Origin of the sequence: Mesorhizobium sp. M1163 (assembly GCF_040318415.1) — a bacterium.
Classification (GTDB): domain Bacteria; phylum Pseudomonadota; class Alphaproteobacteria; order Rhizobiales; family Rhizobiaceae; genus Mesorhizobium.
Map to the genome: position 1 here is coordinate 1 of NZ_JAMYMF010000011.1, position 24,770 is coordinate 24,770.

Below are 24,770 nucleotides of genomic sequence, written 5' to 3' on the forward strand. Positions count from 1 at the left end.
CTTGGCGGCATCGGCCTCAACGTCATCCAGGGCCTGCGCCTTGCCGGCGCCGACATGATCATCGGCGTCGACCTGAACAACGACAGGAAGGCCTGGGGCGAGAAATTCGGCATGACGCATTTCGTCAATCCAAAGGAGATCGACGGCGATGTCGTGCCCCACCTCGTCAACATGACCAAGCGTGGTGCCGACCAGATCGGCGGCGCCGACTACACATTCGACTGCACCGGCAGCACCAAGGTGATGCGCCAGGCGCTCGAAGCCTCGCATCGTGGCTGGGGCAAGTCGGTCGTCATCGGCGTCGCCGGCGCTGGCCAGGAGATCTCGACGCGGCCGTTCCAGCTGGTCACCGGCCGCACTTGGATGGGCACCGCCTTCGGTGGTGCGCGCGGCCGCACCGATGTGCCAAAAATCGTCGACTGGTACATGGACGGCAAGATCCAGATCGATCCGATGATCACCCACACGCTGAAGCTCGACGACATCAACAAGGGCTTCGACCTCATGCATAAGGGTGAGAGCATCCGCAGCGTGGTGGTCTACCGATCGGTTTGAGCCATACGCCACGCTGAAGGCCTGTGTTCCCAAAATACTCTGCCTCCTCAGCATTGGCGTAAGACCGGCGGCGCAACTAGGCATTCCGGAATGTTCGCGTCGCCGGTCGATCAAATCTGGGTTGCATGGGATGCCCGATGCCTTGGACACCGGCCGTGCTGCCGTGTTGCAGTGCCGGAGAGGACGTACATGTCACAGTCTTTGAAAATCATCTCCACTGCTAAGTCATATGGCGGCATCCAGGGCGTCTATTCCCACGTATCCGAGGTCTGCGCCTGCGACATGACCTTCGCCGTCTTCGTGCCGCCCCAGGCCAAGGACGGCCGAGTGCCGGTTCTGTGGTACCTGTCGGGATTGACCTGCACGCATGCCAACGTCATGGACAAAGGCGAGTATCGCCGTCTGGCCGCCGAGCTCGGTCTGGCCATCGTTTGCCCCGACACCAGCCCGCGCGGCGCGGATGTTCCCGACGAGAAGGACAATTGGCAGTTCGGCTACGGCGCTGGCTTCTATGTCGACGCGACCGAGCAGCCCTATGCGAAGAACTATCGGATGTATTCCTACGTCGTCCACGAATTGCCGGCACTTGTCGCTGCCAATTTTCCGGTCGATATGTCTTGCCAGTCGATCTTCGGCCATTCGATGGGCGGCCATGGCGCGCTGACGATCGCGCTAAAGAACCCCGACCGGTTCAAGAGCTGTTCGGCATTCGCGCCGATCGTGCAACCCACGACGGCCGGCTGGTCGCGTCTGGCCTTCGAGAACTATCTCGGACCTGACGAGAAAAACTGGCGCGCCTATGACGCGACGCTTCTGATCGAGGACGGTAAGCGCTTCCGGGAGTTCCTCGTCGACCAGGGCAGTGCTGACGACTTCCTACAAGATGGTCTTTGTCCGTGGTTGCTAGAAGAAGCCTGCAAGAAGGCGGGCATCTCGCTCACATTGCGCATGCGCGAGGGCTACGACCATTCCTACAATTTCATCTCGACCTTCATGGACGATCATCTGAGGTGGCATGCCAAACGGTGTTCATGAAGACCAGAGGCCAGGATGATGCAACCAGGATCCTGCGCCAGCGAATGTCAGGCACGGCTATGGTGCGTGGCGCTAGTTACAGACAATCAGAATCGTATCCTGTTGACCCGGCGGGGAAAGGGCGCCGATGCGGCTCGGTGGGGCCTCCCAAGTGGGCCAGTCGGGCGGATGGAGCCGGCCGTTCTGGCCATTGTCAGGGTACTTCATCAAACGCTTGGCCTATTGATCTGGCCACATCGTATAGTGGCGGTTTCAGACGAAATAGATCAAGTCACCAATGTGAGCAGGTTTTCCGTTGTCTATTCTGCGACGATTGTCTCCGGAAAGCCGAAGATAATCGACGCAAGGGTAATGTGCGAATTTGGTTGGTTCAGCCGATCGGCCCTTCCGACGCCGCTCACAGCGGCAACCGTGGACGCCTTAGAAAGCCGGAACTGTATCCTAACCGACGCTTTATCTCCCACTGAAGACGGTGATCAGTAGCGACACATTGTGTGGCCATCGCCGTTGAGCGCATAGGCTATTCAGGCGGCAAAGTTGGCCACGGATAGAATGCCGTTTCGAGCTATCTTGAGTTCCTCACTGCAAATCCTATGCGCTTTGATTGGCCGCAATGTCAAAGCTGACATTCCCCTCTCGGCCCATTTTCAGTCGTCGCGATCGCAGGCAGGCGTGAAATCGGCGTCGCATTGGGGGGAAGGGAAGGGCGCATTTCTTCCGCCATAACGCCCCCGGAGGACAACTGGCTACTTTTGCTTTCTATCAACCGTCGCGCCCCAGTTTCGCGTGCGCGACATAGATGCTCAAGTCACGCAATTCAACACGAATTTTGGCTAAGGCGTGACACAGCATGCCCGACGGATATGGAGCGGGATCATTATGCGTCAACATAGTTGGAGACTATTTCATATCTCCGATCCCAATACAGGATCGGCAACCTCACAGATCGCGACCACTCCCGAAAGATGGTCCGGAAACACCGCTTACGCAATGACTGAGGTCTGTGCAAGAGAAATGGAAGGCTCGGAGGAGGGGCGTAGTGACAACGGATATGGCCGGATAGAAATCGGATGGCCTGCTGACCAAAAGCTCAAAGCCGTGAGGCTCGGTCGCGTCGGCGCAGGCTTAACGTGCAACTGCGCTCATTGATGGATTGGACGGATGTCGCGAAAATCAACTTATATTCAACAACTTAGCTGGAATCAATTCCTCTAAGTTGTACTGTCGTTGTACTCGTCCGGAGCGCTTGGGCAAAAACCGGGCGCATTTTGGGGAAGGGGCACGAATGGCGGATGGGAGGTAGTATCCTGTCGGTCATCTAGGGATTGTGATCTCCAGGCGCAACGAAGCCACGGGAGCGTTAGCTACTTTGGAAGGCGCGTACTTCAGACAGTGCGGTTTCGCACTGCTTATCGAGGTATGAAGCGAGGTCCTGGAGATGAACGCCTTTCCGAGCGACCGGTGATGTGGCTTATGCGCCGGCTTTGAGCCCTCCGAAGGCAGAGGTCACAGGTTTGAATCCTGTCAGGTGCGCCAAAAACTCCAATATTGCCAATAAGATCGTCGCGTGCGGAAGAGTGTTGGGCGCGATAGGATTGCAACCATATTGCTACCATACGATTTCGTAGTGCGGCGTGCCGGCTCGTTTGATCTGCAGCGTAGCCGCGCTTATGCGAAGGCGGTTTCGACCGGTGCTCTGGCCCTCCACCGCAGTAGGATTGAAATCGGACATCCAGAGGGAAGCGTGGGGTCGTTCCTGTGAGGGGCGGGCCGGCATCGCCACGGCCGATCAACTCGCGATGCGCCCGTGCAGAGACCGGGACTTCCAGCCTTCGTATAATGCCTCTGATTGCTAGCTGGTTCCGAACTGATTCAGAACTGGTTCTTATCGAAGGCCGAGCGGGCGCGTAACAGCATGTGCAACGAAAAAACTTGCCAAAAGGGGAACTGGTAATGACAACAGATTATCAAGCGCCATTTGCAGCATTTAAACTGGACAGACGCACCTTCTTGAAGGCGGCGGCGTTGACTGCCGGTGGGGGCGCGGTGGTTTCGTTTGGCCCTGCCCATGCGGATGACGTCACTCCGCTCAGGATTCAATACGACTGGCTGATTGGAAACGGCCAGCTTGGCGACATCGTCGCGCAGCAGAAGGGCTTCTTCAAGGATGAGGGGTTGGAGGTTACCTTCGGCCCGGGAGGGCCCAATGCCCAGACCGTCCCGCCGGTTCTTGCCGGACAGGCGCAGCTCGGCCAGCTTTCGTCCACCGCCCAGTTCTTTACGGCTTTCGAGGCCGGTCGGCCGCTGATGCTTTTCGCCTGCGGCTTCCGCTACTCGCCCTATGCCTACGTCTCTCTCCCGGGCAAGCCGATCAGAACGCCGCAGGATTTCATCGGCAAGACGGTCGCGATCAATCCGAACGGCCGTTACCTGCTCGATCTGATCATGGCCAAGAACGGCCTCGACCGTTCCAAGGTCAACGTCGTGACCATGGGCGCGGACATGACGCCGCTTGTCGCCGGTCAGGTCGACGCGGTCACGGGATTCCTTACCAACACCAAGGCACTGTCGATTCTTGGGCCCGACATCGTGACGCTGCTACCGGCCAAGACGGGTGTGCCGAACTACGCGAATGCGTATTTCACCGCTGCCGATGCGTTTGAACCGCAGAAGCAGAACCTGGCAAAGTTCCTGCGCGCTGTCGCAAGAGGCTGGGGCTGGGCGTTCGAGAACCGCCGCGCCGCGGTGGACATCTTGTGCGACGCGTATCCGGCGCTCGATCGGGAGATCGAGTACAAGACCGTCGACCTGATCATGTCGCTCGCCTTTGACGAAACGACAAAGGAGAAAGGCTGGGGTTGGCATGAGCGCGAAAAGCTCTCGACCCAGATCGATCTATTCAAGGAGATCGGGAAGTTCCCGGGCAAAGTCCCCGTCGTCGACGACTGCGTCACGTGGGAAATCCTCGAGATGACGGCGGACATCCGTCCCAAGCTGGGTTGATCTTTATGAGCTCCCAGCTTGCCATCAAGGTCGCCGACCTCTCCATGTCCTTTGGAGCGGTCGTTGCCTTCGAGAACATCTCGCTCGATATCGCGACAGGGCGGTTCATGGTCCTTATCGGACCGTCCGGTTGTGGCAAGTCGACCCTGCTGCGCAACATCGCCGATTTGCTGGAAAGCAGCTCGGGCGACATCGAGGTATTCGGTTCAAGCCCGGGCGCATCCCGTCGCCATCGGCGCTTCTCCTTCGTCTTTCAGGAGGCGACCCTGCTGCCCTGGCGTACCGCGCTGCAGAATGTCGCGCTGCCGTTGCAGGTGGGCGGATGGCCGCGCCTCAATCGAGAAAGCCGCGACCCCTTGCAATTGCTGGAACTCGTCGGCTTGAAGGGACGCGAGGATGCTTATCCCTGGCAATTGTCGGGCGGACAGAAGCAACGTGTCGCCATCGCCAGAGCCCTGGTCACGCAGCCGGACATTCTGCTGATGGATGAGCCGTTCGGTGCGCTCGACGAGATCACCCGGGACACTTTGAACGACGAACTGCTGAAGATATGGCATCAGACGGGAACAACGATCGTCTTTGTCACCCACAGCCTCTCCGAGGCCGCTTTCCTCGGCCAGACAATCGTCGTGATGGGCGCCCACCCCGGGCGCATCGTGAAGGAGATCAGGCTCGACGCGAAGAAGCCAGACAATTCGATCGATCGCAAATCCTCCGCTTTTTTCGAGATCACCGCAGACCTGCGGACCGTTCTGGAACAGGCTCATGGCCACGGAGAGCGGCCATGAGGAACAGTTTCGCGTGGCTTTGGCCACTGATCGGGTTCGCGTCGCTGATCGCGTTGTGGCAGGCCGTCATCGTCGGCTTTGGGGTTCGTCCGTTCATAGCGCCGGACCCTCTCACCGTCGGGAGGGCGATCTGGCAATATCGATGGCTGCTGTGGGACAATCTCCGGCCGACGGCGGCTGAAGCCATCGGCGGCTTTTGCATCGGCAACAGCATCGGCTTCCTGCTCGCGACCTTGTTCGTTCACAGCCAGCGGATCAGGAGCATCTATTTCCCGATTGTCGTCCTATTCAACACCATTCCGATCATCGCCCTGTCACCGGTGCTGATCCTGATCTTCGGCCTGACGATGACTTCTAAGATCGCCATCGCAGCAATCATCTGCATGTTCCCTACACTGGTGAACACGCTGAGGGGGCTGGAGTCCGTGTCGCATTCGGAAATGGAGCTCATGAAGATCCTGTCAGCCACTCGGCGTGAAGTCTTCCTGAGGCTTCGCCTGCCGCGGTCGATGCCGTTTGTTTTCACAGCGCTCAAGATCGCCGCAACCAGCAGCGTGATCGGTGCAATTGTCAGTGAATGGGTCGGCGCCGAACGAGGCATCGGCATGCTCATCATCCAGTCGACTTTCGATTACAGGACCGAACTTCTCTACGCTTCGATCGCCGCTTCATCGGCTCTCGCCCTGTCGATGTTCGGCCTGGTCACATTGCTTGAGCGCTACATCGTCAGATGGCGCGCCAACTAGAACAACAGATGTCGCCGAAAGGTATTGGAAAATGACCGACGAGAATGTGAAGACAGCAACCGCCAACAGCGGCGACCGGCGGCGCATCAACGCGCTCAGCGAGATCGATCTGCCGCGCTATGTGCTGTTACCCGGCGACCCGGACCGGGTGGACCTGATGGCCGGGCAGTGGGACGAGGCGAGGGTGATCGACCTGCCGCGGGGGTATCGGGCCGCCTCCGGCACCTACAAGGGTGCGCGCATCGGCGCCGTCTCGACCATGGTGGGCGCGCCGTCGCTCGACTCCATCTTCGCTGACCTGGCACAACTGGGGGTCGATACGTTCATCCGCGTCGGCACCTGCGGCACGCTGAAGGAGGATATCGCGACCGGCTCGCTGATCATCAATGATGCGTCGGTGCGGCTTGACGGCACGTCGCATTTCTACGTGCGCAACGAGTTTCCGGCTGCAGCTTCCTTCGAAGTCACCTTCTCGCTCGTCGACGCGGCCGTTGCCAACGGCGAGCCTTATCGAGTCGGAACCGGTTGCACGAGCGGCTCCTTTTTCGCCGGACAGGGCCGTCCTGCATACAATGGCTACGTGTCGCTCGAAGGGGAGCGCATTCTCGAAGAGATGAAGCGAGCCGGCATTCTGAATTTCGAGATGGAGACGGCGGCGCTGCTGACATTGTCGCGGCTGTACGGCTTCCGGGCGGGCTCCGTCTGCTCCGTCGTCGCAAACCGCATCACGGGCGTCTGGGGTGAGAGCGGCGGAGTGGCGCGGGCCTGCCAGGTCGCGGCGGATGCTGTCAAGCGGTTGACGGAGTGGGACGGCAGGTCGCGAGAGGCCGAACGTGTGAACATAACGTCACGCGACATCTAGTGCGGTAATCCACTCGGCGGATCCGCCGGGAATATGCCTAAAACAACGATGGATGGGAGATGGTGATGGTTGATCCAGTCACTATGCCGACGCTTATTGCTAAAAGCATTCTGCTTGAGGAGGAAATGGTGCGCATCCTCGACCGACGCATCTTTCCGTTGAAGACGGAATATGTCGATTGCCGCGACTTCGAAGACGTCGCCGTCGCGATCGAGCAGATGGTCACCCAAAGCAGCGGACCGTTCTTTGCCGCGAGCGCCGGCTTCGTGCTTGCGGCCCGGCGGGCGGAAGTGCTCCTCACGGTGAACGAGCGTTTGGAACTGCTCTCGCGCGCTGCCGAACGTTTGCTGAGGACGCGACCCACGAACAACAACATCAGAAATGTGATCACGTCTCTCCTGGCGGAAGCACGCGCGGTTGCCGGGGAGGAAAAGCTTGGCGAACGCGTCGAGGCGATGGCCCGGCAGGCTTGGGCGAGGCAGCACGAACACAGCCGCAACCTTGGCGAAAATGCCGCAAAACTGATCGAGGACGGAGACACGATCCTGACGCACTGCTGGGGTGAATCGGGGATCATCGACGCGCTGGCGTCAGCCGTTCGCGCCGGCAAGCGGATCAAGGTGATCTGCACCGAGACCCGTCCCTACTTGCAGGGATCGCGGCTGACCGCCCACAGCGTGGCGGAAATGGGCATCGAGGCAACGGTGATAACCGACAGCATGGCCGCCCATGCGATGGACCGCGGTATGGTCAACAAGTTGATGACTGCCGCCGATCGCGTCACCCTTTCGGGCCATGTGATCAACAAGGTCGGCACGCTCCAGCTCGCGATCGCCGCCAACAATTTTGACATCCCTTTCGTGGCGATGGTTCGGTTCCCGGACGCCAAGGCGTCCACGCCGAACGACGTTCGAATGGAGGAACGCGACGGGGAAGAGGTCCTGCACTGCCTGGGCATGCGCACGGCGACGCCGCTGGCCAGGGGCTGGTATCCGGCATTCGACGTGACCCCGCCCAGGCTGGTTTCGGCAATCGCGACTGCCGCGGGCGTTTTCGCCCCGACCATGATCCGCGACCGTTTTGCAGAACCGGCGGCGGCCTGAATGGCTGGCGATCGAACAATTTGCCTAAAGGGAGGGCATGTATGGCCCGGTGGTCATGCGGGCCTGGCGGAAGGCGGTATTCTGATCCGCGGACGCCGGATCATCTCTGTCCTGTCGCCGGCGGAAGCGGAAGCAGCCGCGATCGGTGCCGACGAGGTTATTGACGTGTCCGGCATGGTGCTCATGCCGCCGTTTTTCAATTGCCATGTGCATTCGAACTCGACGCTCCTCAGAGGCACCGAGAACTCGCTGCCGCTGGAACTGTGGTCCTACTACGCGATCAACTATGGCCGGGAATTCACCGACGAAGCGGTGCGCGTCGCGGCTCAACTGACCAATGTCGAGATGATCCGCAACGGCATCGGCGGCTACATCGACCACTTTCCGCAAACGCACCGGGCGGAATCGGCCCTGTCGGCGCATATCGAGTCCGGCCTAAGCATCGGGTTCGCGCCATTCTTCGCCGATATGTGGGATGAAGATATTCTCGACATACCGTTCGACCGGAAAGTTGTCGAGAAGATCGCGCCGCTGGCGCCGAAGCGGCTCGAAGACATCTGGGCCGCCTATGTAGGGCTCGACGCCGAAATACGGCTCAAGGGTGACGGACGCGTGACGCTGCTTGCGGGCCCGAACTCGCCGCAGCGCTGCTCGCCGGCGCTCTGGACCTTGTGGCGGGACCTTCAGGACAGACTTGGGCTGGGTAGCCATACGCATCTGCTGGAAACCTTCCCCCAGGCGCAGGCCGCGCGGAAGCGTTGGCCGCAGGGTTTGATCCGGGCGTTGGCGGATGCCGGACTGCTCCACAGCAGGCTGTCGGTCGGGCACGCCATCTGGCTCGAACCTGGCGAGCGCGAACTCCTCGCTTCGGCTGGTGTGACGGTTTCATACAACCCGCTCAGCAACGGCATGCTCGGCTCCGGACGGAAGCGTGTCCTGGAGGATCTTGATGCAGGTCTGAACCTGGCACTTGGCACGGACTGCTCCAACACCGGCGGCAGGCACGACCTCTTCGAGGTCATGCGCCATATGCTGATCTCGTCACGCGATCCGGGCACGGATTTCGACCAATGGCTTGCCCCGGTCGACGTCTTCAATGCCGCCACCACAGCCGGGGCGCGGGCGCTTGGCGGCTCGCAACCCGCAGGTCTGCTTACTGCGAATTCCGCTGCCGACATTCTGGTGCTCGATCTGGAGGCCGCCGGAATGGCGGCCTCGTCGAAGAGCCTGAACTCCATTGTCGTCCACGCCGACCCACGCAACGTCCATTCACTCATGGTCGACGGCCGCTGGTTGCTGCGCAACGGGAAGATCACGACTCTCAATGAGAGTTCGGTGCTCGCTGACGCAAGGCGGCTGGCCGAGGACCTGCGCTCAGCTGCGGCAGAGCGCCGCGACGAGATTGCGAGCCTGCATGCCCCGTACGCCGCATGGCAACGAGGGGCATTCCCCGACCATCGATGTCCGGCATGCGGTCGAGGATCGGGGACCGACGCTTATCGATGTGGCTCGTCCTAGCCCATCCTGATCGCGAATTCATTCCAGCGGCATGGCGACGTCCGAGAGGTCGCCAGACGCCAACAACGAGCAGGAGCCGAAAATGTCCACTGAAGCTGCGAAGCGCGAAGAACTCGCCCGGGTCTATCGCGAGATGGATAGCGTCGGACTTATCTTTCTGGCAGCGGGCAATATTAGCGTCAGGTATCATGATTCTATGGTCATCTCGCCGACCGGAGCCTCGGCAGCCTCGATCACGCCGGAGGCGTTTGTGCTTTCGGGCTTTGATGGACATTGCGCGGCCGGCATGCGCCCTTCCAGCGAATGGTCGATGCATGCCGCGATCTACAAAGCCTATCCGGAGGCGGACGCGGTGGTGCACACCCATTCGGACCATTGCGTTGCAATGGCGTGCACCGGGCAGGCGCTTCCGCCGTTCCACTACATGATCGCCGCTTTTGGCGGCAACGATGTGCGGTGCACACCCTATGTCACCTACGGGTCGCCGCAACTGGGCGAGGCGGCCGTGGAGGCCCTGGAACGCAGGACCGCATGTCTGCTCGGTAACCATGGCATGATCAGCCACGGCACATCGCTTCGGAAAGCGTTCAACGCCGCGCTGCGCCTGGAAATTCTTTGCCGCCAGTTCATCCAGACCCGGCAGGCGGGCAACGTGGTGATGCTGGGCCAAAGCGAACTCGACATCGCGATCGAACGGTACAAGAGCTATGGATGACGAGGGCGCGCCGCCCGATTAATCCAGTTGGAGGAATGCAGTCTCATGGCTGAGAAGCCGATCGGCATGAAGCGCGGGCTGGCTCACTACGGCGACGCGGGGTTCTCTCTCTTTCTGCGCAAGGCGTTCATCAAGGCGATGGGCTATTCCGACAGCGCGCTCGAGCGTCCGATCATCGGGATCACCAACACGTTTTCCGGCTACAACGCCTGCCACCGCTCGGTGCCGGACATGATCGAGGCGATCAAGCGCGGCGTCATGCTGGCTGGCGGTCTGCCGATCGAGTTTCCGATCGTGTCGATGCATGAGGCGTTTTCGCATCCGACCAGCATGTTCCTGCGCAATCTGATGGCGATGGACGCGGAGGAAATGATCCGCGCGCAGCCGATGGACGCCGTCGTGTTGATCGGCGGTTGCGACAAGACCGTTCCCGCACTCCTCATGGGCGCGGCAAGCGCCGATGTGCCAGCCATCCTGACCGTCACTGGCCCGATGATCACCGCCAGCCACAAGGGCGAGCGGCTTGGCGCCTGCACAGACTGCCGGCGCTTCTGGGGCCAGCACCGCGCCGGCGTGATCGATGCGAGCGAAATCGAGGAGATCGGCGACAAGCTGGCTCCCGGCCCCGGCACATGCATGGTCATGGGCACCGCCAGCACGATGGCGCTTGTCGCCGAGGCGCTCGGCATGATGCTGCCAGGCGGCGCTGCCATTCCCGCCGTCCATGCGGACCGGCTGCGCCACGCAGAGAGCACGGGCGAACGCGCTGTCGCGCTGGCGTCCGAACGGCTGCTGCCGTCTCAGATCATGACCCGACGGTCGATGACGAACGCCCTGCGCGTGCTGCAGGCGGTGGGCGGATCGACGAATGGCGTGATTCATCTGGCGGCTATCGCGGGACGGCTTGGCTTCGATCTCGACCTTGCCGAACTGGATCGGCTTGGCGTTGAAACGCCCGTTCTGGTGGACCTGAAGCCATCGGGCCAGCACTACATGGAGGATCTGTTCAAGGCAGGGGGACTGACTGCGATCCTGCGTGAAATCGAGCTTCTGATCGACAAGGAGTGCCTCACGGTCACGGGTCGAAGCCTCGGTGAGAACCTTGCCGCTCAACCCCAAGGCTGGCCGAATGACATCGTGCGTCCGATGAGCAATCCGATCCACAACGGGGGCGGCATACGTGTCCTGCGCGGCAACCTTGCACCCAACGGAGCGATTATAAAACAGGCGGCCGCGAGCCCGGCCCTGCTGAAACATTCGGGCCGGGCCGTGGTTTTCACCTCGCTCGAGGACATGGCCGCCCGAATCGATTCTGCCGATCTCGACGTCAAGGCGGACGATGTTCTCGTGTTGCAGAACGCCGGCCCAAAGGGCGCTCCCGGCATGCCGGAAGCCGGCTACATTCCCATTCCGCGCAAACTGGCCTCGTGCGGCGTGAAGGACATGGTGCGGATTTCGGACGCGCGCATGAGCGGCACCGCGTTCGGCGCCATCGTCCTGCACGTCTCGCCGGAAGCGGCGGTGGGAGGCCCTCTGGCGCTGGTGCGGGACGGCGACAATATCGAACTCGATGTCGAGCGCGGGGTCTTGGCCTTGCTCGTCGACGACGAACTGCTCCGGCAGCGCCGCGCCGAGTGGAACCCGCCAGCACACGTGGCTGCACGGCGAGGTTATGCAAGACTGTATTTCGAGCAGGTTCTTCAAGCCGAGGACGGTTGTGATTTCAATTTCCTGCGAGCGAAGCCGAAATTCTGAACGCAGGGCAGGGGCGTTCGTCGGTCACGCCGGCACATCACCTATTGCAGAATGCGTGACGGTCAGATCGCTTGCGCTATCTTGGCGATCCCGGAATCGATCTTGTTCTCCGGGACTTGCGACACTGCCATTCGCAGATAGTTGTTCCTTGGCCCATCCAGAAAGAACCGCGCGCCGGACTCGATCAGAATTCCACGCGCCGCCATCTCCCGGCAAAGTTCTCCGGCGTCTACCGAGGATGGGAACTCGGCCCAGAAAGACGCCGCCCCCTCATGATGTCGCAGGGACACATAAGGAAGGTGGCGCTTCACCGACGCGAAAAAGATACTCGTTCGGCTTGCCAGCGTTTGCGACACGCGCCGAATATAAGAATGGTAGTAGCCACGGTCGATGAACATCGCGAGCGCTCTCTGAATGTTTCCGGGCGGATGGCGATGAACAAGCCGACGAATCGACCGAAGCTCCCTGATCACGACCGGCGCGGCGACGACGAAGCCAAGGCGAAGACCGGGAGCGACTGCTTTCGAGAGGCTGCCAATGTGAATAACCCGCCCCTCTCTATCGAGACTTTTGAGCGAGGGTGTCATCTTGCCGTAGCTGAGGAGTTCGGTCTCGTAGGTATCCTCTACGATGATCATGTCCCGTCGTTTCGCCAGATTGATTACTTTTTCCCGGCGTTCCAATGACATGACCGCTGTGGTCGGGCACTGATGCCCGGGCATCATGAAAGCCACATCACATTGCTTCAGTTCTGGCGAGAGACACACCCCTTCCTCATCGACCGGCAGACACACGCGGCCCGCTGAGGTTGCCGACACCATCTCGCTGACGTCCGGCAGTCCTGGGTTTTCAACGCCGATTGTGACACCCGGTTTGCTCAGGAGCTGCGCGACGAGATAGCGTCCTTCCTGTCCTCCCAACGTTACCAATATATCTTCCGGTTCAGCCCATATGCCGTGGTTGGGCAGGACGTGCCTTCGCAGGCTTTCGACGAGTTCGGCATCGTCGCGATCGAACATGTCCCGGCCCCACTGCGCTATTTCTGACAGGCCCGATGCGCTGCGCTCGCACTGACGCCAGTGAAATGTCGGAAACGTGCTGAGATCGAACTGGCCATACTTGAAATTATGGGTGACCAGGGTTTTCGGAGCTTCCTCCGAACCACCGTTCGGATCGGGACGGCAAAGGCCGAGCCGCGCATTCCAGTCGAACGCATCCGACCCAGCCCCTGCCGGCACTGGGGCCGACTTCAGCGTGATCGTCGGGGCGACGAATACGCCGGAGCGATCCTTCGAAATGAGGTAACCTTGCTCGATGAGGGTAGTGATGGCGGAAATTGCCGTATTGCGACCGACGCCAAGATGCTCTGCGATTGCGCGGCTTGAGGGAACGCGAACCCCCTCCGGAATCTGTTTGCTATCTATCGCGTCGATAAACGACGCGACAAGTTGCATAGCCAGCGAACCCTTTGATCGCCTTGGTTGCGTGAGGAGATGTTCCCACACAAGCGTCGGGTCGCTTTTTCGCACGCTGTTGATGCCCAAGTGCGGCCTCGCTGATTTCCGACACTGGTTCCGTATTCAATAAAACTTGGTTCTTAGACGAAACGGGAGTGCCGGTCTATCTGTTCAGGATTGAAGTGGAGTCGCGCGTGATTGGATTAGTCGGACCATGCGGGCCATAGCGAACGTGACACCGCGCCTTCGTGTGACCGATTGCAACGATTTCGAGCGTCGCCCTCCAGAGGCGGACGCCAGGTTTCGAATCGCGGCGGGCACCGACACTCTTTAAGGCGCGCCTAGTATTGTGCCATGGGCAGAAAAGGGGTGTTGAGTGACATTGAATGGTTACGCTTTAAAAAATAGAATGAAATGGGGCACATATCATAGAGGCCGGCAATGTCAGTCTGTCCAATCTCGGTGTGGTTTAAAAACTGTATATAAATGATTGAAAAATATATGAATTTTGCCATTGCGCCGATGATGGATTGGACGGACGTAGCGAAAAGCAGCGTATATTCAAAAACTTAGCGGAATCAATTCCCCTAAGTTGTACTGTCGTTGTACTCGGATGGGGTAGCATCCTGTCGGTCATCTAGGGATTGCGGAACTCCAAGCGCAACGAAGCCACGGGAGCGCTGGCTACTTTGGAAGGCGCGTACTTCAGACAGTGCGATTTCGCGCCGCTGGAGGTAGGAAGCGAAGTCCTGGAGATGAACGCCTTTCCGAGCGCCCGGTGATCTTGCTTATGCAAATTGCAAGCCGGCCTCCGTGACGGGCTTACCTCCTGTCATACCGGTCTGGTCGACGGCTACATCATTGAGGGCCACGTGCCAGCACATGAAGTCAGCCGTCTCCTGAAGGAAACGCCGGACGCGATCGGCCTGGTCGTGCCCAATATGCCTTACGGCTCGCCGGGCATGGGCGAAGCTGGCCCGAATGCAGACCCTATGATGTGCTACTGCTTCTGCGTAATGGCACGACGTCCGTTTACGCCAGCTATCCTGAATTTCATTCATGTAGGCATTGCGGTGATGTCATGCGATTGGCGCTCCGTTTGCGCCGCGCAGCGCCTACGCTGCGGTCAGACCTTCACCAGAGCGGCCGTCGCGTACATGAAGGCGACACCAGCCGCCAGGCCGCCCATGACCGGCGGCGTGAAGAAGGCATCGAGGCCCTTCTGGTTGCTGCGCATCAGATAGGCGCCGACCTCGACGATGACCTGCAGGATCGCGCCGGCGCCGATGGCGAGCGCAAGCGCCGACCATTGCGGCGCATAGGCGAGGCTGCCGAGCCACATGCCGAGAACGGCTGGCCCGCCGGCGAGCAAGGTCAGGCCGACGAACGTCCACAGCGGCGGCCGCTCCTTCAAGATCGGCGCGGCAATGCCAATGCCTTCGGTGACGTTGTGCAAGGTGAAGCCGAGCACCAGGAAAGTCCCGAGGCTTGCCGAGCCGGCGGCGAAGGCGGCGCCGATGGCAAGACCTTCGCCAAGATTGTGAAGGCCGATGCCGAGCGCGATATAGGTGGCCAACGCCAGCCCTGTCGGCGTGCCGCGCCGCCGGCCGATCGCCATCAGAACAAGAAAGCTGGCCAGACCCGCCAGCACCACCATGACCGGTCCCTGGAATACAGCGGCTGCTGTTCCGACAAGGTCGAAGGATTCTTCGATCGTATCGACCAGCAGAAAGGCGAGAAGTCCGATGGTGAGCGCCAGCAGGAAGTTCATGCCGCTTCGCCCGACACCGCGCAGCGCCGGGTAGAACAAGAGGCCAATTGCGACGGGCAGCATGCCGACGATGACGCCGACCAACCCCTGCAGCTTGAGCTGTCCGGCAGTGACGGTCGGCGTTGGAACGGCAACCGCGATCTCGTGTTCGAAGGTGACGCCGTTATTGGTGACGATATTGACTCTGTGCGTTTCGCCCAGGATCCACGGGAAGGGCAGGTTGATCCAGGCCGTGGAAGCGCGCATGATGTCACCCGGCGGGTCCTGGGTGAATTGCCAGTAGGCGCCGTCAACCTGGACCTGGGCGATCTTCATGGGCTCTGAGCCCCCGGCACGCACAAGCAGATGCAGGCCGGACGTGTCGATCACGGTGCGCTCGAACGTCAGCTTCTCGACAGGCGGCGCGCCATTTGAAAATCCTTGCATCGGATTGACGGCGATGATCCAAGCCACCGCAATGGCGAGCGCTGCAAGAGGCAGGCCGATCCATAGCCAATGGGTGCGCGACCTTGCCGGCGAACCGGCCGCAACGATCTTGCTCATGCCAGCGCCTCGATGACGTCGAACATGCCCATCCAGCCGAGCTCGGTGAACTCGCTTTGATGCGCGTGGAACATGTAAAGGCCCGGTTCGTGCTCGGCGTAGGTGAATTCCAGGATGCCGCGCTGGCCCTGGCACTGCATGATGAGATCGACCGTTTTCAAGGTCGGCGTTAGCGTCGTGCCCTGATCGAAATAGTCGAAGAAATTTCCGTGCAGATGAAATGAGTTGATGAGATCGAATTCCAGCACATTGACCAGATAGATGCGCACCGGCTTGCCTCGCACGATGCGGATCGGCGTCTTCGCATAGGCATGGGCGATGGTGTTGGCGGCGTAGAATTCGTTCTCTTCGTCGAAATTGGTGTCGAACCCGTTCATGACCATCACCAGCTCCTGCCAGCCAGCATTCTCGGGCGTGTCGAGAAGCCGTGACCTGGCGACCTCCGCATGGTCGGGATGGCGATCCGGGTCCGGATCTATTACAAAGGCACCGTACATGCCTTTGTGGATGTGCCTCTTCAGCGGCAAGGCATGACAATGATGGAGATGGCAGCCAAACGGCCTAGCATCGAATTCGTAGACGAACGCGCCACCCGGATCGACCAGCCCGGCGCCCGGAATTCCATCCATGCGGGCGGCATGGATGCCGTGGAAATGCATGGAGTGCGGATGCGAGCCGTCGTTCTGGAAGACGACGCGAATGCGCTCGCCTTCCTTGGCGCGTAGCGCCGGACCAGGCACGCGGCCGTTATATGTCCACGCCGGGAAGGTCACGCCGGGCGCAATCTCGATCGTCTTGTCCTCGGCCGTTATCTCGAACGTTCGCAGCGTCCGCCCGTCGGGCAGAACCGAGACGGTCCCTCGCTCCCAGTCCGTTAGCATCGCGGCCGGGTCAAAACCGTTGGCGGCGTTGTCCACCTCCCCGACGGTAACCATCGCGCCATGCGCATTCATGTGTTGAGGCGCTGCATCGGTGGAGGCCATCGCCGCCATGTCATGACCGGCATATAGATCGGACTGGCCGAGCGCGCTCCGGGCAGCGATCGCCGTGCCGCCCGCAGCAGCAAGACCTCCCGTCAAAATGGAGCGTCGGCTTATCCGGTCGCGCAGCCACATCCCGACATCGACCATCTTCGGTTCCTTGCAAAGGCCATTCGTTCGCCAAAGAATAGCGTTAGCTGTTAAATATAGCAACGGCTTAGTTTGTCAGGAACGTTGGGCTTTTGTGGCATGCTCCAATTCCACGAAGGGTGCCGGCTCAAGCCCGCGCATCCTTCACGATGCCGGCATGCGCGCTAAGCGTTTGCACGCAGATGTGTTCGATGTGGTGTAGCTGTCGATGTTATCAATTGCCGTCGCATGCGTTTCCTCCACTCTTAGGTGCAAGTGCGATCTGGAGCGGTCGCCGGCACGCGGCCGCTCCAACTATGAAAGCCCGAAAAGCATCGAGCGTCTCAGCGCTGACGTGATGTTCGATTCCTTCAGCGTCAACCCGCGCCATATTTGGACTTATCCCAAGGGCGCAAAGGAAGGCTTCGACAACCTGGTGACGTTCACGGCTCAATCGCGCCATTTTAATGCCTTCGTCTGTCAAGAACACGCCTCGGTAGCGTCGCTGCTGTATTAGCCCGTTGCAGGCCAGCCTTTTGAGCATCCCAGCCACGGTAGGTCGGGCGACGCCCAGCCTTCTCGCGATCTCGACCTGGCGCGCTTCGCCATCAAGATCGATCAGATCCGCGATCAATTCGACATAGTCCTGCATGAGTTCGGTTCGCCGATTTTTGCGTACCTGGCGAAACCTCTCGACCTGAGCGTCGGCGTCCCTGACAATGTCCGAACGATTGTCCTCGTTTGGTCGCTCGGGGGTCGGGATCATTTCTTCTCCGATAAGGTCTCGGAATGTAACGAAGATATTATAGGCCTAGGGATAGGTTATGTCTCTGTTTGGGCCCTCGTGGAACTCTTGTCGACAGTTGCAGCAAGTTTGCCGCGGTAGACATGTAACCCTCGCTAGGCTGGACTGCCGTAGACAAGGTGGCTCACCATGGGCATGGTCCCGTCGCTGCTGGGCGATGGCGATGGCCACCTATGTGCAGTTGGCCGCTGCGCTTGCCAAACTCGGACGGCTGGAGGAAGCGAGAGCTGCCGCTGCACGGGTGCTCGAACTTCATCCAACCTTTCGCTACAACCGGCAGTTTGGGGGCGTGAACTGCGCCCCAGCGCTCGCGGAAGCTCTTGGCGATGCGCTGCGGGCTGCTGGGCTGCCAGAGTAGCGCGACGCTGTCTTTCGGCACTGATCGAAAAGTGGACCTGCAAACACCCCCGCGAACTGTACACGACGTGTTCGGCTTAGCTGACGATGCTTTTTGTCCGTAATGGGCCGGTGTCGGCTACTGGGATCAGACAGCCGTTTGCTGAGAGTCAGAGCTGACCACTCACTAAGGGCCATCCGAGCTTATGACCCTACGGCGGATATGCTGAAGCGTGATTGCCGGTCATCTCCAGGATGATGACGAAGGTCGTCATTGGCGGACAATGTCATCGCGCTGATGCTGGCCTCGATGCTGGGCTACGGCACGGCACGCATGATCGCCCACGAGCCGCTCTATCACGCGCTGTCGCGGGTCTTCCGTGGCCACAACCTTGCAATTAGCACGCCCTTGCTCGACGAGACAAGGGCCTCGTTCGTCTGCTCGAAAGTGAAAGCGCGATCGACTACTGGGGCGGATGACGTTCCGACCCGATTTGGGTTGACCCTGCAGTGGGTTCAGGGTGCACATTGTTCGCCGCATGGACTTCGATATTTCGAACATCGGCATAGTGACGGCGGTCGCGGCGGGGGCGGTTTCGTTCCTATCGCCCTGCGTGCTGCCGCTTGTCCCGGGCTATGTCTCCTTCATCGCCGGCAATTCGACCGGCGCAAGGGAGGGGAGCGCGTCGGTCGATAAGCTCGGCGTGGCGCTGCTCAGCCTCTGCTTCATCCTCGGCTTCTCGACGGTGTTCGTGGCGCTCGGCGCCAGCGCCACAGCGCTGAGCCGGCTGCTTCGCGCCTACAGTTACGAAGCGGGCCTCGTCGGTGGAATGGTGGTCATCCTGTTCGGCGTGTTCATGACCGGACTGGTGCGGCTTCCCTGGCTGGAGCGTGACGTCCGCTATCATGGCGGCATGTCGGGCGGCGGACCGCTGGGCGCTTATCTGCTGGGCCTTGCATTCGCCTTCGGCTGGACGCCCTGCATCGGGCCGATCCTTGGCGCGATCCTGACGGTGAGCGCAGTGTCGGCAACGGCGACCGGCGGCATCGTGCTGCTTTCGCTCTACTCGCTTGGACTCGGTATTCCGTTTCTTCTGGCGGCGATCTTCACCAAGGCGCTGATGGGAAGCCTGCCGCGCATGCGCCGCGCAGGCCGAGTGCTGCAGATTGCGGCGGGAGGCATCATGATCCTGATGGGTGTAGCGATGGCGACCGGCCAGATGACGTGGTTCGCCTTCTGGCTGCTCGAACGGTTCCCTGTCTTCGGGAGCATAGGATGATCGACAAGCCCGATGATCGCTCATGGCCAGTGCTGTTCGCGGCTTTCGCGGTCTCGCTCGCGGCGAGCCTCGCCGTGCTCTTTGTCGGCGAGGTGATGGGCCAGGTCCCGTGCAATCTCTGCTGGTTCCAGCGGGCATTCATGTTCCCCCTGGCGATCATCCTGGCGATCGCGGCTTTCCGCTCGGATGCGGCCGTGTGGATTTACGCCGTGCCGCTCGCGGTCGCCGGCTGGCTGGTCGCCGGGTTCCACACGCTGCTCCATGCCGGGATCATTCCGGAGGCGATCGAGCCCTGCGGCGTCGGCCCGTCCTGTTCGAGCGCCGACATGACCATCCTCGGCGGTCTACCGCTACCGGCTCTGTCGCTTCTCGCATTCACAGCCATCATCGCCTGCCTGCTTCTCGCAAGACGGAGATCCACATCATGAACCGCCGCGCACTCGTCATCGGCACCGTCGCCGTCGCTGCCGCGGCGTTTGCCGCCGCAGCGGCCTACTATCCGAGGAACACGGGCGGGGTCGCTCCGCAGGAGGAGAGCAATCTCGTCCGCACCCATTCGCCCGTGATCGGCCCGGCCGACGCCTCAGTCACGATCGTCGAGTTCCTCGATCCGTCCTGCGAGGCGTGCCGGGCGTTCTATCCGATCGTGAAGCAGATCATGGGCGCCTTTCCGAAGGAGACGAAACTTGTGATCCGCTATGCGTCGCTGCACGAAGGTTCGGACGAAGCCGCTCGTATCCTCGAAACCGCGCGCCTGCAGGACAAGTTCGAGCCGGTGTTGGAGAAGCTGTTCTTTGAACAGCCGCAATGGGCGGTTCACGGCGCGCCCGACTTGGAAAAGGCATGGACCTTCGCGGGCGAAGCTGGGCTTGATGTCGCGAAGGCGCGCGAGGATGCGAAATCGCCGGCGATCAAAGCCGTGCTCGAGCAGGACATGGCCGACGTGAAGGCGGTCAATCTACAGGGCACGCCGACTTTCTTCGTCAACGGCAAGCCGCTTCCCTCCTTTGGGCCGCAGCAGCTCAACGATCTCGTGGCGGCGGAAGTGACGGCCGCGCGGGCAGGGGCGTCGAGCCAATAGCAGTCAGGACGACCTTGCTGGGGAGATACGCTGCACTATAGCCGCTGCATCGTCGCCGGCACCCATGACGAGGGCCGAGGCACGATTGCGCTGCCACGGGCGACCGACGAAGAATAGGCCCGGCGCCGGCGAGACGCCGTCCACGTGCAGGATCTTATTGTCGGCATCCTTCGCCTCTGGAACTCGAAGCCAGCCGAAGTCGTCGCGGTAGCCGATCGCCCAGACGACCGCATCGACCCCGATGCGGGTTCCGTCGGCGAGCGCCGCAGTTCGTCCTTCCGCCGCAACCAGTCGAGGTACGATGCGGACACCCGCCGCTCGAAGCGCGGGCAGGCTTCGGCCGCGATCTGGAAACGGATCGGCGCGGCGCATGCTGCGACCCGGCAAGCTGCCGGATCGCGCCCGCATCAGGCCCAGCTTCTTGAGCCACCACCAGACGCTTCGGCCGAGTATGCGTTCGGGGAACGGCCGGCGCGGCTTGCCCACCGCGAGAAAGGTCTCGTGGGTTGCGGCGAGTTCCGCGGCGATGTCTCGCCCTGACGCGACATCGCCGATGACAAGGATGGGGCCAAGCGGAATGCTTCGCGCATTCCGATAGCTCTAGGGATCGAACTGGACGACCGACGCATTGAAGCCGGCTGCGATCGCAGGGCGCGCGGGCTTCTGGAAGCCGCCGGTCGCCACGACAACCGAACGGGATCGTGCCGTGCTGCCGTCCGACAGCATCGCAAGAAAGTCACCGCCGTCCCTGGCCAACTCGACCACGCGCACGCCGGTGGCGACCGGAAGGCGCCATCGAGCGGCATAGTCTTGCAGGTAGTCGGCAAACTCGTCGCGCGACGGATAACCATCGGCATCGCCCGCGAGTTGCAAGCCGGGAAGCGCGCTGAGCGCGCGGGGCGTAAACAGCGTCAAGGAGTCATATCGTTTGCGCCAAGCGTCACCGATCCGTGTCGACTGCTCGATGATGTAGAAATCCAGACTCTTGCGTTTTAGGTGATAGCCGGTTGCGAGACCCACCTGGCCTGCGCCGATCACAAGAACGTCGAGCCGGCCGTCAGGCACCGGCAAGCCTCTTCAGCTTCGCCAGCATCGTGCCGCGCGGCTCATGCATGTCGAGCGTGCCCGCAAAACGCCCATCGGCGTCCATGAGAATCACGCCAGCTGTGTGATCCATCGTGTAGCCGCCACCCTCTGTCGGCACCTTTCGGTAATAGGCGGCGAACGCCTTCGCCGTGGCGTCAGTTTCTGCCTGGTCGCCGCGAAGGGCGATGATACGTTCGTCGAAAGCGGTCATATATTCGGCAAGCACTGCCTGGGTATCGCGTTCCGGATCGACAGTGATGAACAGAGGCGTGAAGCGGTCGGCCGCCGGACCGAGTTCCGCCAACAGGTCCGTGAGCTCATAGAGCGTCGTGGGGCAGATGTCCGGGCAGTGGGTGAAGCCGAAGAAAACCAGGTAGGGTTTGCCCGCCAGCTTCGCATTGTCGACCGACTCACCCTTGTGCGAGGTAAGGCTGAAGGGACCGCCGACGCGAGCGGTTCTCGTCGCAGTGGTCTCCGGCGCAGAACCGGGGCCTGGCAACAAGCTGCTGAATCCGATCAGCATGCCCGCCAGCACGGCGAGCGCGGTCCAGGTGGCGATCCTGAATATCTTCACGCCGCTCAATTGGAATCCCCGTGTCCGGAATGATCCTCAGTCGCGGCCTCGCCCGCTTTCCGCTGGACAACGAAATCGACCTCGATCGCTCCGGCGTTTTCGAAGACGAGCATGGCCGGGAACTTTTCGCCGTCCTTCAGCTGACGGTCCGGTGCGATGAACATGATGTGCAGCTTCTCGAGCTCGAAATCGACGGTCGCGCCTGGTTCGACCGGCAAGCCTCCCTCGACGGGACGCATGCTGGCAACGCCGTTCTCGATGAGCGATCGATGGATCTCGGCGCGCTCGGCGATGGGCGACGTCACCCGAACGAGACGGTCGGTCTCCGTGCCGGCATTCTTCAATTTTATATAGCCGCTGGCCACGGGTGCGGACGGCGGCGTTGGCCGCGACCAGGGGTGATCGATTTTGATTGTGCCGACCATGAAGTCATGCGCGTAGGCCGGGCCGACAAATGCAATGAAAGCGGCGAGCGCCGCAGCGGTTCTGGTAAGCAAGGCCGTTTCCTTCCGGTTATTTCGGCGGCTGATAGGCGAGCAGGCGAAGCGCGTTCGCTGTGACGAGCACGGTCGCGCCGGTGTCGGCGAGGATGGCCATCCAGAGTGTGGTCACGCCGAACAGCGTGGTTGCGAGGAAAACGGCCTTAAGCGCGAGCGCCAGGGCGATGTTCTGCCAGATGTTGCCAAGCGTCGCCTGCGAGAGCGCGATGAGGTCGGCAACGCCTTCCACGCGGTCGCGCAGCAGCGCGGCGTCGGCGGTTTCCAGCGCGACGTCGGTTCCCCCGCCCATGGCGATGCCGACGGAGGCGGCGGCGAGCGCGGGCGCGTCGTTTATGCCGTCGCCAACCATGGCGATCGGGCCTGCTTGCTTAAGCCTGCCGATCTCGGCGAGCTTGGCATCCGGCAGGAGTTCGCCCCTGGCTTCAAGGCCGAGCCCGGCCGCGATGGCGCTCGCCGTGCGCTGGTTGTCACCCGATAGCATGAGGATGTTCACGCCGCGGGCCTTCAGCCGACGAACGCCTTCCGCCGCATCGTCACGAGGTTCGTCGCGCAGCGCGATCAGTCCCTCGATCTTCTTGCCAGCCATCAGGACGACGACCGTTTTGCCTTCGCTCTCAAGCGCGAGAACTCGGTCGCGCACGTCAGCGGGAATTTCGGTCCCTTCTGCTGCATGGCGCGGCGAGCCGACCGAGGCGAAGCCGGATTTAAGCCGCGCAGTGACGGCCTTGCCGGGAACCGCGATGCCGCCGCCGAAGGTTGCCGGAAGTTCCAGCGCTCGTTCCTTCGCCGCTTCGACGATTGCGACGCCCAGCGGATGGCTGACATTGCGCTCGACGGCGGCGGCCCTGGCGAGCACATCGTCGTCGGAGCCCGACAGTGCGATCACGTCGGTCACCTTCGGATGGCCGCGCGTCAGCGTGCCCGTCTTGTCGAAGGCGATGGTGATTACCTTGCCGAGCGTTTCGAGCGCTGCGCCACCTTTTATGAGCAGGCCCTGGCGCGCGCCGGCGGCGAGACCCGACGCAATCGCTGCCGGGGTCGAGATGACGAGGGCACAGGGGCAGGCGATGAGCAGGGTCGCGAGGCCGCGGTAAATCCATGTCATCCAGTCGCCGCCGAAGGCGAGCGGGGGCACGACCATGATCAGCGCCGCGACGGCCATGGCGGCGGGTGTGTACCAGCGCGAGAAGCGGTCGATCATTCGCGCCGTCGGGGCTTTCGATTCTTGCGCCTCCTCGACCATGTGGATGATGCGCGCGATGGTGTTGTCTGCGGCGACGTGGGTGATCCTGACGCATAGCTCGCCATTGGCGTTGATCGAGCCGGCATAGACCTTGGCGCCAGGCTCCTTCAGGATCGGCATGGACTCGCCCGTTACGGGGGCCTCGTTGACCTCGGAAGAACCTTCCTCGACTACGCCGTCGGACGGGATCCGGTCGCCGGGCCGCACTACAACTCGGTCATCGATGGCAAGCGCTTCGACCGCAACTGTTTCAGTCACTCCCGTTGAGGCTCGCCGCAAGGCGGTGCGCGGTACGAGATCGATCAGCGCCTCGATGCCGGCGCGCGCGCGCCCCGCCGCAACCGTCTCCAAAAGCTCGCCGACCGCGAACAGGAAGATGACGACGGCGGCCTCCTCGGCCTCGCCGATGGCGACGGCGCCGAGGGCCGCGACCGCCATGAGCGTCTCGATGGAGAAAGGTGAGCCCGCCAGCGCGCCTGCAACGGCGCGGCGCGCGAAGGGCACGACGCTGATGAGCGCCGCGGTGGCATACAGCCACGTATCCCATTCGGGCAGGAAGAAACTTGCGACAAAGGCCGCCGCAAACAACGCGCCCGTCATGAACACCAGACGTGCCTTTGTTGCCTGCCACCACGGCTCCCGCACGCGCTTCGTCGGCAGGGCCGGCCTGGCTTGCGGCGCGGAGCCGGCGGGCCGGTATCCCAGCGCCCTGATCTTCTCCTCGATCGTGCGTTGCGAAGTCCTGTCCGGATCGACATTCAGCGCCAGCGTCCCTCCTGCGTAGCTGACATTGATGTCGCTGACGCCGGGCAGCCGCGCCACGGCGGTTTCGATCTTCAGCGCACAGGCCGCGCAGTCCATGCCTTCGATCTGCAGTTTGAGCGAGCTTGCAGCAGCCATCGTGT

Annotated in this window: 24 protein-coding genes and 1 pseudogene; 16 read left to right on the forward strand and 9 right to left on the reverse strand. The window is 61.5% G+C overall.

Translation table 11 applies throughout. From position 1 onward, the window contains the following. The 11 genes from NKH43_RS12585 to NKH43_RS12635 form a co-directional block, all read left to right on the forward strand. Nucleotides 1-555, forward strand: a 555-nt coding sequence (locus NKH43_RS12585; RefSeq protein WP_352858411.1) for a zinc-binding dehydrogenase, incomplete at its 5' end; no start/stop codon positions are given. Between the two features lie 189 nt (nt 556-744). Beyond that, nucleotides 745-1,590, forward strand: a complete 846-nt coding sequence (gene fghA, locus NKH43_RS12590; RefSeq protein ID WP_352858414.1) for an S-formylglutathione hydrolase — start codon at nt 745-747, stop codon at nt 1,588-1,590. 18 nt (nt 1,591-1,608) lie between these two features. Continuing rightward, nucleotides 1,609-2,073: an NUDIX domain-containing protein gene (locus NKH43_RS12595; RefSeq protein ID WP_352858604.1), complete on the forward strand. Its 465-nt coding sequence runs from the start codon at nt 1,609-1,611 to the stop codon at nt 2,071-2,073. Nucleotides 2,074-3,522: 1,449 nt separating this feature from the next. Further along, entirely contained in the window at nt 3,523-4,593 is a 1,071-nt protein-coding gene (locus NKH43_RS12600) for an ABC transporter substrate-binding protein (protein WP_352858416.1), read from the forward strand. Between the two features lie 5 nt (nt 4,594-4,598). Further along, nucleotides 4,599-5,381 carry an ABC transporter ATP-binding protein gene (locus NKH43_RS12605; protein WP_352816174.1) on the forward strand — a complete coding sequence of 261 codons (783 nt, stop codon included), beginning with the start codon at nt 4,599-4,601 and terminating at the stop codon, nt 5,379-5,381. After that, entirely contained in the window at nt 5,378-6,127 is a 750-nt protein-coding gene (locus NKH43_RS12610; protein ID WP_352858419.1) for an ABC transporter permease, read from the forward strand. Before NKH43_RS12605 ends, NKH43_RS12610 begins: the two co-directional genes overlap by 4 nt. A gap of 31 nt (nt 6,128-6,158) precedes the next feature. Beyond that, nucleotides 6,159-6,989, forward strand: a complete 831-nt coding sequence (locus NKH43_RS12615) for a nucleoside phosphorylase (RefSeq protein WP_352816171.1) — start codon at nt 6,159-6,161, stop codon at nt 6,987-6,989. A 65-nt stretch (nt 6,990-7,054) separates the two neighbouring features. Then, a complete protein-coding gene (locus tag NKH43_RS12620) occupies nt 7,055-8,092 on the forward strand; it encodes a s-methyl-5-thioribose-1-phosphate isomerase (protein ID WP_352858422.1) in 1,038 nt (345 codons plus the stop codon). Continuing rightward, nucleotides 8,093-9,610 (forward strand): amidohydrolase family protein, encoded by a 1,518-nt coding sequence (locus tag NKH43_RS12625; RefSeq protein WP_352858425.1) that lies wholly within the window; start codon nt 8,093-8,095, stop codon nt 9,608-9,610. Between the two features lie 82 nt (nt 9,611-9,692). Beyond that, the gene (locus NKH43_RS12630) at nt 9,693-10,325 is read left to right on the forward strand and encodes a class II aldolase/adducin family protein (protein ID WP_352858428.1); all 633 of its coding nucleotides are present in this window, start codon (nt 9,693-9,695) and stop codon (nt 10,323-10,325) included. 45 nt (nt 10,326-10,370) lie between these two features. Continuing rightward, nucleotides 10,371-12,080, forward strand: a complete 1,710-nt coding sequence (locus NKH43_RS12635) for an IlvD/Edd family dehydratase (RefSeq protein ID WP_352858431.1) — start codon at nt 10,371-10,373, stop codon at nt 12,078-12,080. 62 nt (nt 12,081-12,142) lie between these two features. Here the strand turns inward: NKH43_RS12635 and NKH43_RS12640 are convergent, their stop codons facing one another. Further along, complete coding sequence (locus NKH43_RS12640; RefSeq protein WP_352858434.1) at nt 12,143-13,624, reverse strand: aminotransferase-like domain-containing protein; 1,482 nt, start codon at nt 13,622-13,624, stop codon at nt 12,143-12,145. A gap of 785 nt (nt 13,625-14,409) precedes the next feature. Here NKH43_RS12640 and NKH43_RS35330 point away from each other — a divergent pair. Next, entirely contained in the window at nt 14,410-14,781 is a 372-nt protein-coding gene (locus tag NKH43_RS35330; RefSeq protein WP_502906476.1) for a DUF411 domain-containing protein, read from the forward strand. Here the strand turns inward: NKH43_RS35330 and NKH43_RS12650 are convergent. The 3 genes from NKH43_RS12650 to mntR form a co-directional block, all read right to left on the reverse strand. Then, on the reverse strand, nt 14,664-15,851 hold the full coding sequence (locus NKH43_RS12650) for a ZIP family metal transporter (protein WP_352858437.1): 1,188 nt from the start codon (nt 15,849-15,851) through the stop codon (nt 14,664-14,666). The two genes, NKH43_RS35330 and NKH43_RS12650, sit on opposite strands and share 118 nt — an antisense overlap. Next, nucleotides 15,848-16,981 (reverse strand): multicopper oxidase domain-containing protein, encoded by a 1,134-nt coding sequence (locus tag NKH43_RS12655; RefSeq protein ID WP_352858440.1) that lies wholly within the window; start codon nt 16,979-16,981, stop codon nt 15,848-15,850. Before NKH43_RS12655 ends, NKH43_RS12650 begins: the two co-directional genes overlap by 4 nt. A gap of 214 nt (nt 16,982-17,195) precedes the next feature. Beyond that, nucleotides 17,196-17,726, reverse strand: a complete 531-nt coding sequence (gene mntR, locus NKH43_RS12660; RefSeq protein WP_352858443.1) for a manganese-binding transcriptional regulator MntR — start codon at nt 17,724-17,726, stop codon at nt 17,196-17,198. 208 nt (nt 17,727-17,934) lie between these two features. Here mntR and NKH43_RS12665 point away from each other — a divergent pair. The 4 genes and pseudogenes from NKH43_RS12665 to NKH43_RS12680 all read left to right on the forward strand — a co-directional run. After that, nucleotides 17,935-18,123 (forward strand): annotated as a pseudogene (locus NKH43_RS12665) (tetratricopeptide repeat protein); the annotation flags it as partial. 517 nt (nt 18,124-18,640) lie between these two features. After that, nucleotides 18,641-19,381: a cytochrome c biogenesis CcdA family protein gene (locus NKH43_RS12670; protein ID WP_352858446.1), complete on the forward strand. Its 741-nt coding sequence runs from the start codon at nt 18,641-18,643 to the stop codon at nt 19,379-19,381. Further along, nucleotides 19,378-19,809 carry a disulfide bond formation protein B gene (locus NKH43_RS12675; protein WP_352858449.1) on the forward strand — a complete coding sequence of 144 codons (432 nt, stop codon included), beginning with the start codon at nt 19,378-19,380 and terminating at the stop codon, nt 19,807-19,809. The genes NKH43_RS12670 and NKH43_RS12675 overlap by 4 nt, the downstream gene beginning before the upstream one ends. Beyond that, complete coding sequence (locus tag NKH43_RS12680) at nt 19,806-20,462, forward strand: DsbA family protein (RefSeq protein ID WP_352858452.1); 657 nt, start codon at nt 19,806-19,808, stop codon at nt 20,460-20,462. The genes NKH43_RS12675 and NKH43_RS12680 overlap by 4 nt, the downstream gene beginning before the upstream one ends. A 3-nt stretch (nt 20,463-20,465) precedes the next feature. Here NKH43_RS12680 and NKH43_RS12685 read toward each other — a convergent pair whose 3' ends face one another. The 5 genes from NKH43_RS12685 to NKH43_RS12705 all read right to left on the reverse strand — a co-directional run bounded on the left by NKH43_RS12685 (nt 20,466) and on the right by NKH43_RS12705 (nt 24,765). After that, nucleotides 20,466-20,948 carry an NAD(P)/FAD-dependent oxidoreductase gene (locus NKH43_RS12685; protein WP_352858455.1) on the reverse strand — a complete coding sequence of 161 codons (483 nt, stop codon included), beginning with the start codon at nt 20,946-20,948 and terminating at the stop codon, nt 20,466-20,468. Nucleotides 20,949-21,062: 114 nt separating this feature from the next. Continuing rightward, complete coding sequence (locus NKH43_RS12690; RefSeq protein WP_352858458.1) at nt 21,063-21,527, reverse strand: NAD(P)-binding domain-containing protein; 465 nt, start codon at nt 21,525-21,527, stop codon at nt 21,063-21,065. Beyond that, nucleotides 21,520-22,122, reverse strand: coding sequence for an SCO family protein (locus NKH43_RS12695; protein WP_352858606.1), 603 nt, complete (start codon nt 22,120-22,122; stop codon nt 21,520-21,522). The genes NKH43_RS12690 and NKH43_RS12695 overlap by 8 nt, the downstream gene beginning before the upstream one ends. A gap of 5 nt (nt 22,123-22,127) precedes the next feature. Further along, nucleotides 22,128-22,619, reverse strand: a complete 492-nt coding sequence (locus NKH43_RS12700) for a copper chaperone PCu(A)C (protein ID WP_352858461.1) — start codon at nt 22,617-22,619, stop codon at nt 22,128-22,130. Nucleotides 22,620-22,635: 16 nt separating this feature from the next. Further along, the gene (locus NKH43_RS12705) at nt 22,636-24,765 is read right to left on the reverse strand and encodes a heavy metal translocating P-type ATPase (RefSeq protein ID WP_352858464.1); all 2,130 of its coding nucleotides are present in this window, start codon (nt 24,763-24,765) and stop codon (nt 22,636-22,638) included. Nucleotides 24,766-24,770: the final 5 nt, after the last annotated feature.

Coding starts and splice junctions, on each gene's coding strand:
- fghA (WP_352858414.1), top strand. CDS start 745: ATGTCACAGTCTTTGAAAATCATCTCCACTGCTAAGTCATATGGCGGC.
- NKH43_RS12595 (WP_352858604.1), top strand. CDS start 1,609: ATGCAACCAGGATCCTGCGCCAGCGAATGTCAGGCACGGCTATGGTGC.
- NKH43_RS12605 (WP_352816174.1), top strand. CDS start 4,599: ATGAGCTCCCAGCTTGCCATCAAGGTCGCCGACCTCTCCATGTCCTTT.
- NKH43_RS12610 (WP_352858419.1), top strand. CDS start 5,378: ATGAGGAACAGTTTCGCGTGGCTTTGGCCACTGATCGGGTTCGCGTCG.
- NKH43_RS12615 (WP_352816171.1), top strand. CDS start 6,159: ATGACCGACGAGAATGTGAAGACAGCAACCGCCAACAGCGGCGACCGG.
- NKH43_RS12620 (WP_352858422.1), top strand. CDS start 7,055: ATGGTTGATCCAGTCACTATGCCGACGCTTATTGCTAAAAGCATTCTG.
- NKH43_RS12625 (WP_352858425.1), top strand. CDS start 8,093: ATGGCTGGCGATCGAACAATTTGCCTAAAGGGAGGGCATGTATGGCCC.
- NKH43_RS12630 (WP_352858428.1), top strand. CDS start 9,693: ATGTCCACTGAAGCTGCGAAGCGCGAAGAACTCGCCCGGGTCTATCGC.
- NKH43_RS12635 (WP_352858431.1), top strand. CDS start 10,371: ATGGCTGAGAAGCCGATCGGCATGAAGCGCGGGCTGGCTCACTACGGC.
- NKH43_RS12650 (WP_352858437.1), bottom strand. CDS start 15,851: ATGAGCAAGATCGTTGCGGCCGGTTCGCCGGCAAGGTCGCGCACCCAT.
- NKH43_RS12655 (WP_352858440.1), bottom strand. CDS start 16,981: ATGGTCGATGTCGGGATGTGGCTGCGCGACCGGATAAGCCGACGCTCC.
- mntR (WP_352858443.1), bottom strand. CDS start 17,726: ATGATCCCGACCCCCGAGCGACCAAACGAGGACAATCGTTCGGACATT.
- NKH43_RS12670 (WP_352858446.1), top strand. CDS start 18,641: ATGGACTTCGATATTTCGAACATCGGCATAGTGACGGCGGTCGCGGCG.
- NKH43_RS12675 (WP_352858449.1), top strand. CDS start 19,378: ATGATCGACAAGCCCGATGATCGCTCATGGCCAGTGCTGTTCGCGGCT.
- NKH43_RS12680 (WP_352858452.1), top strand. CDS start 19,806: ATGAACCGCCGCGCACTCGTCATCGGCACCGTCGCCGTCGCTGCCGCG.
- NKH43_RS12705 (WP_352858464.1), bottom strand. CDS start 24,765: ATGGCTGCTGCAAGCTCGCTCAAACTGCAGATCGAAGGCATGGACTGC.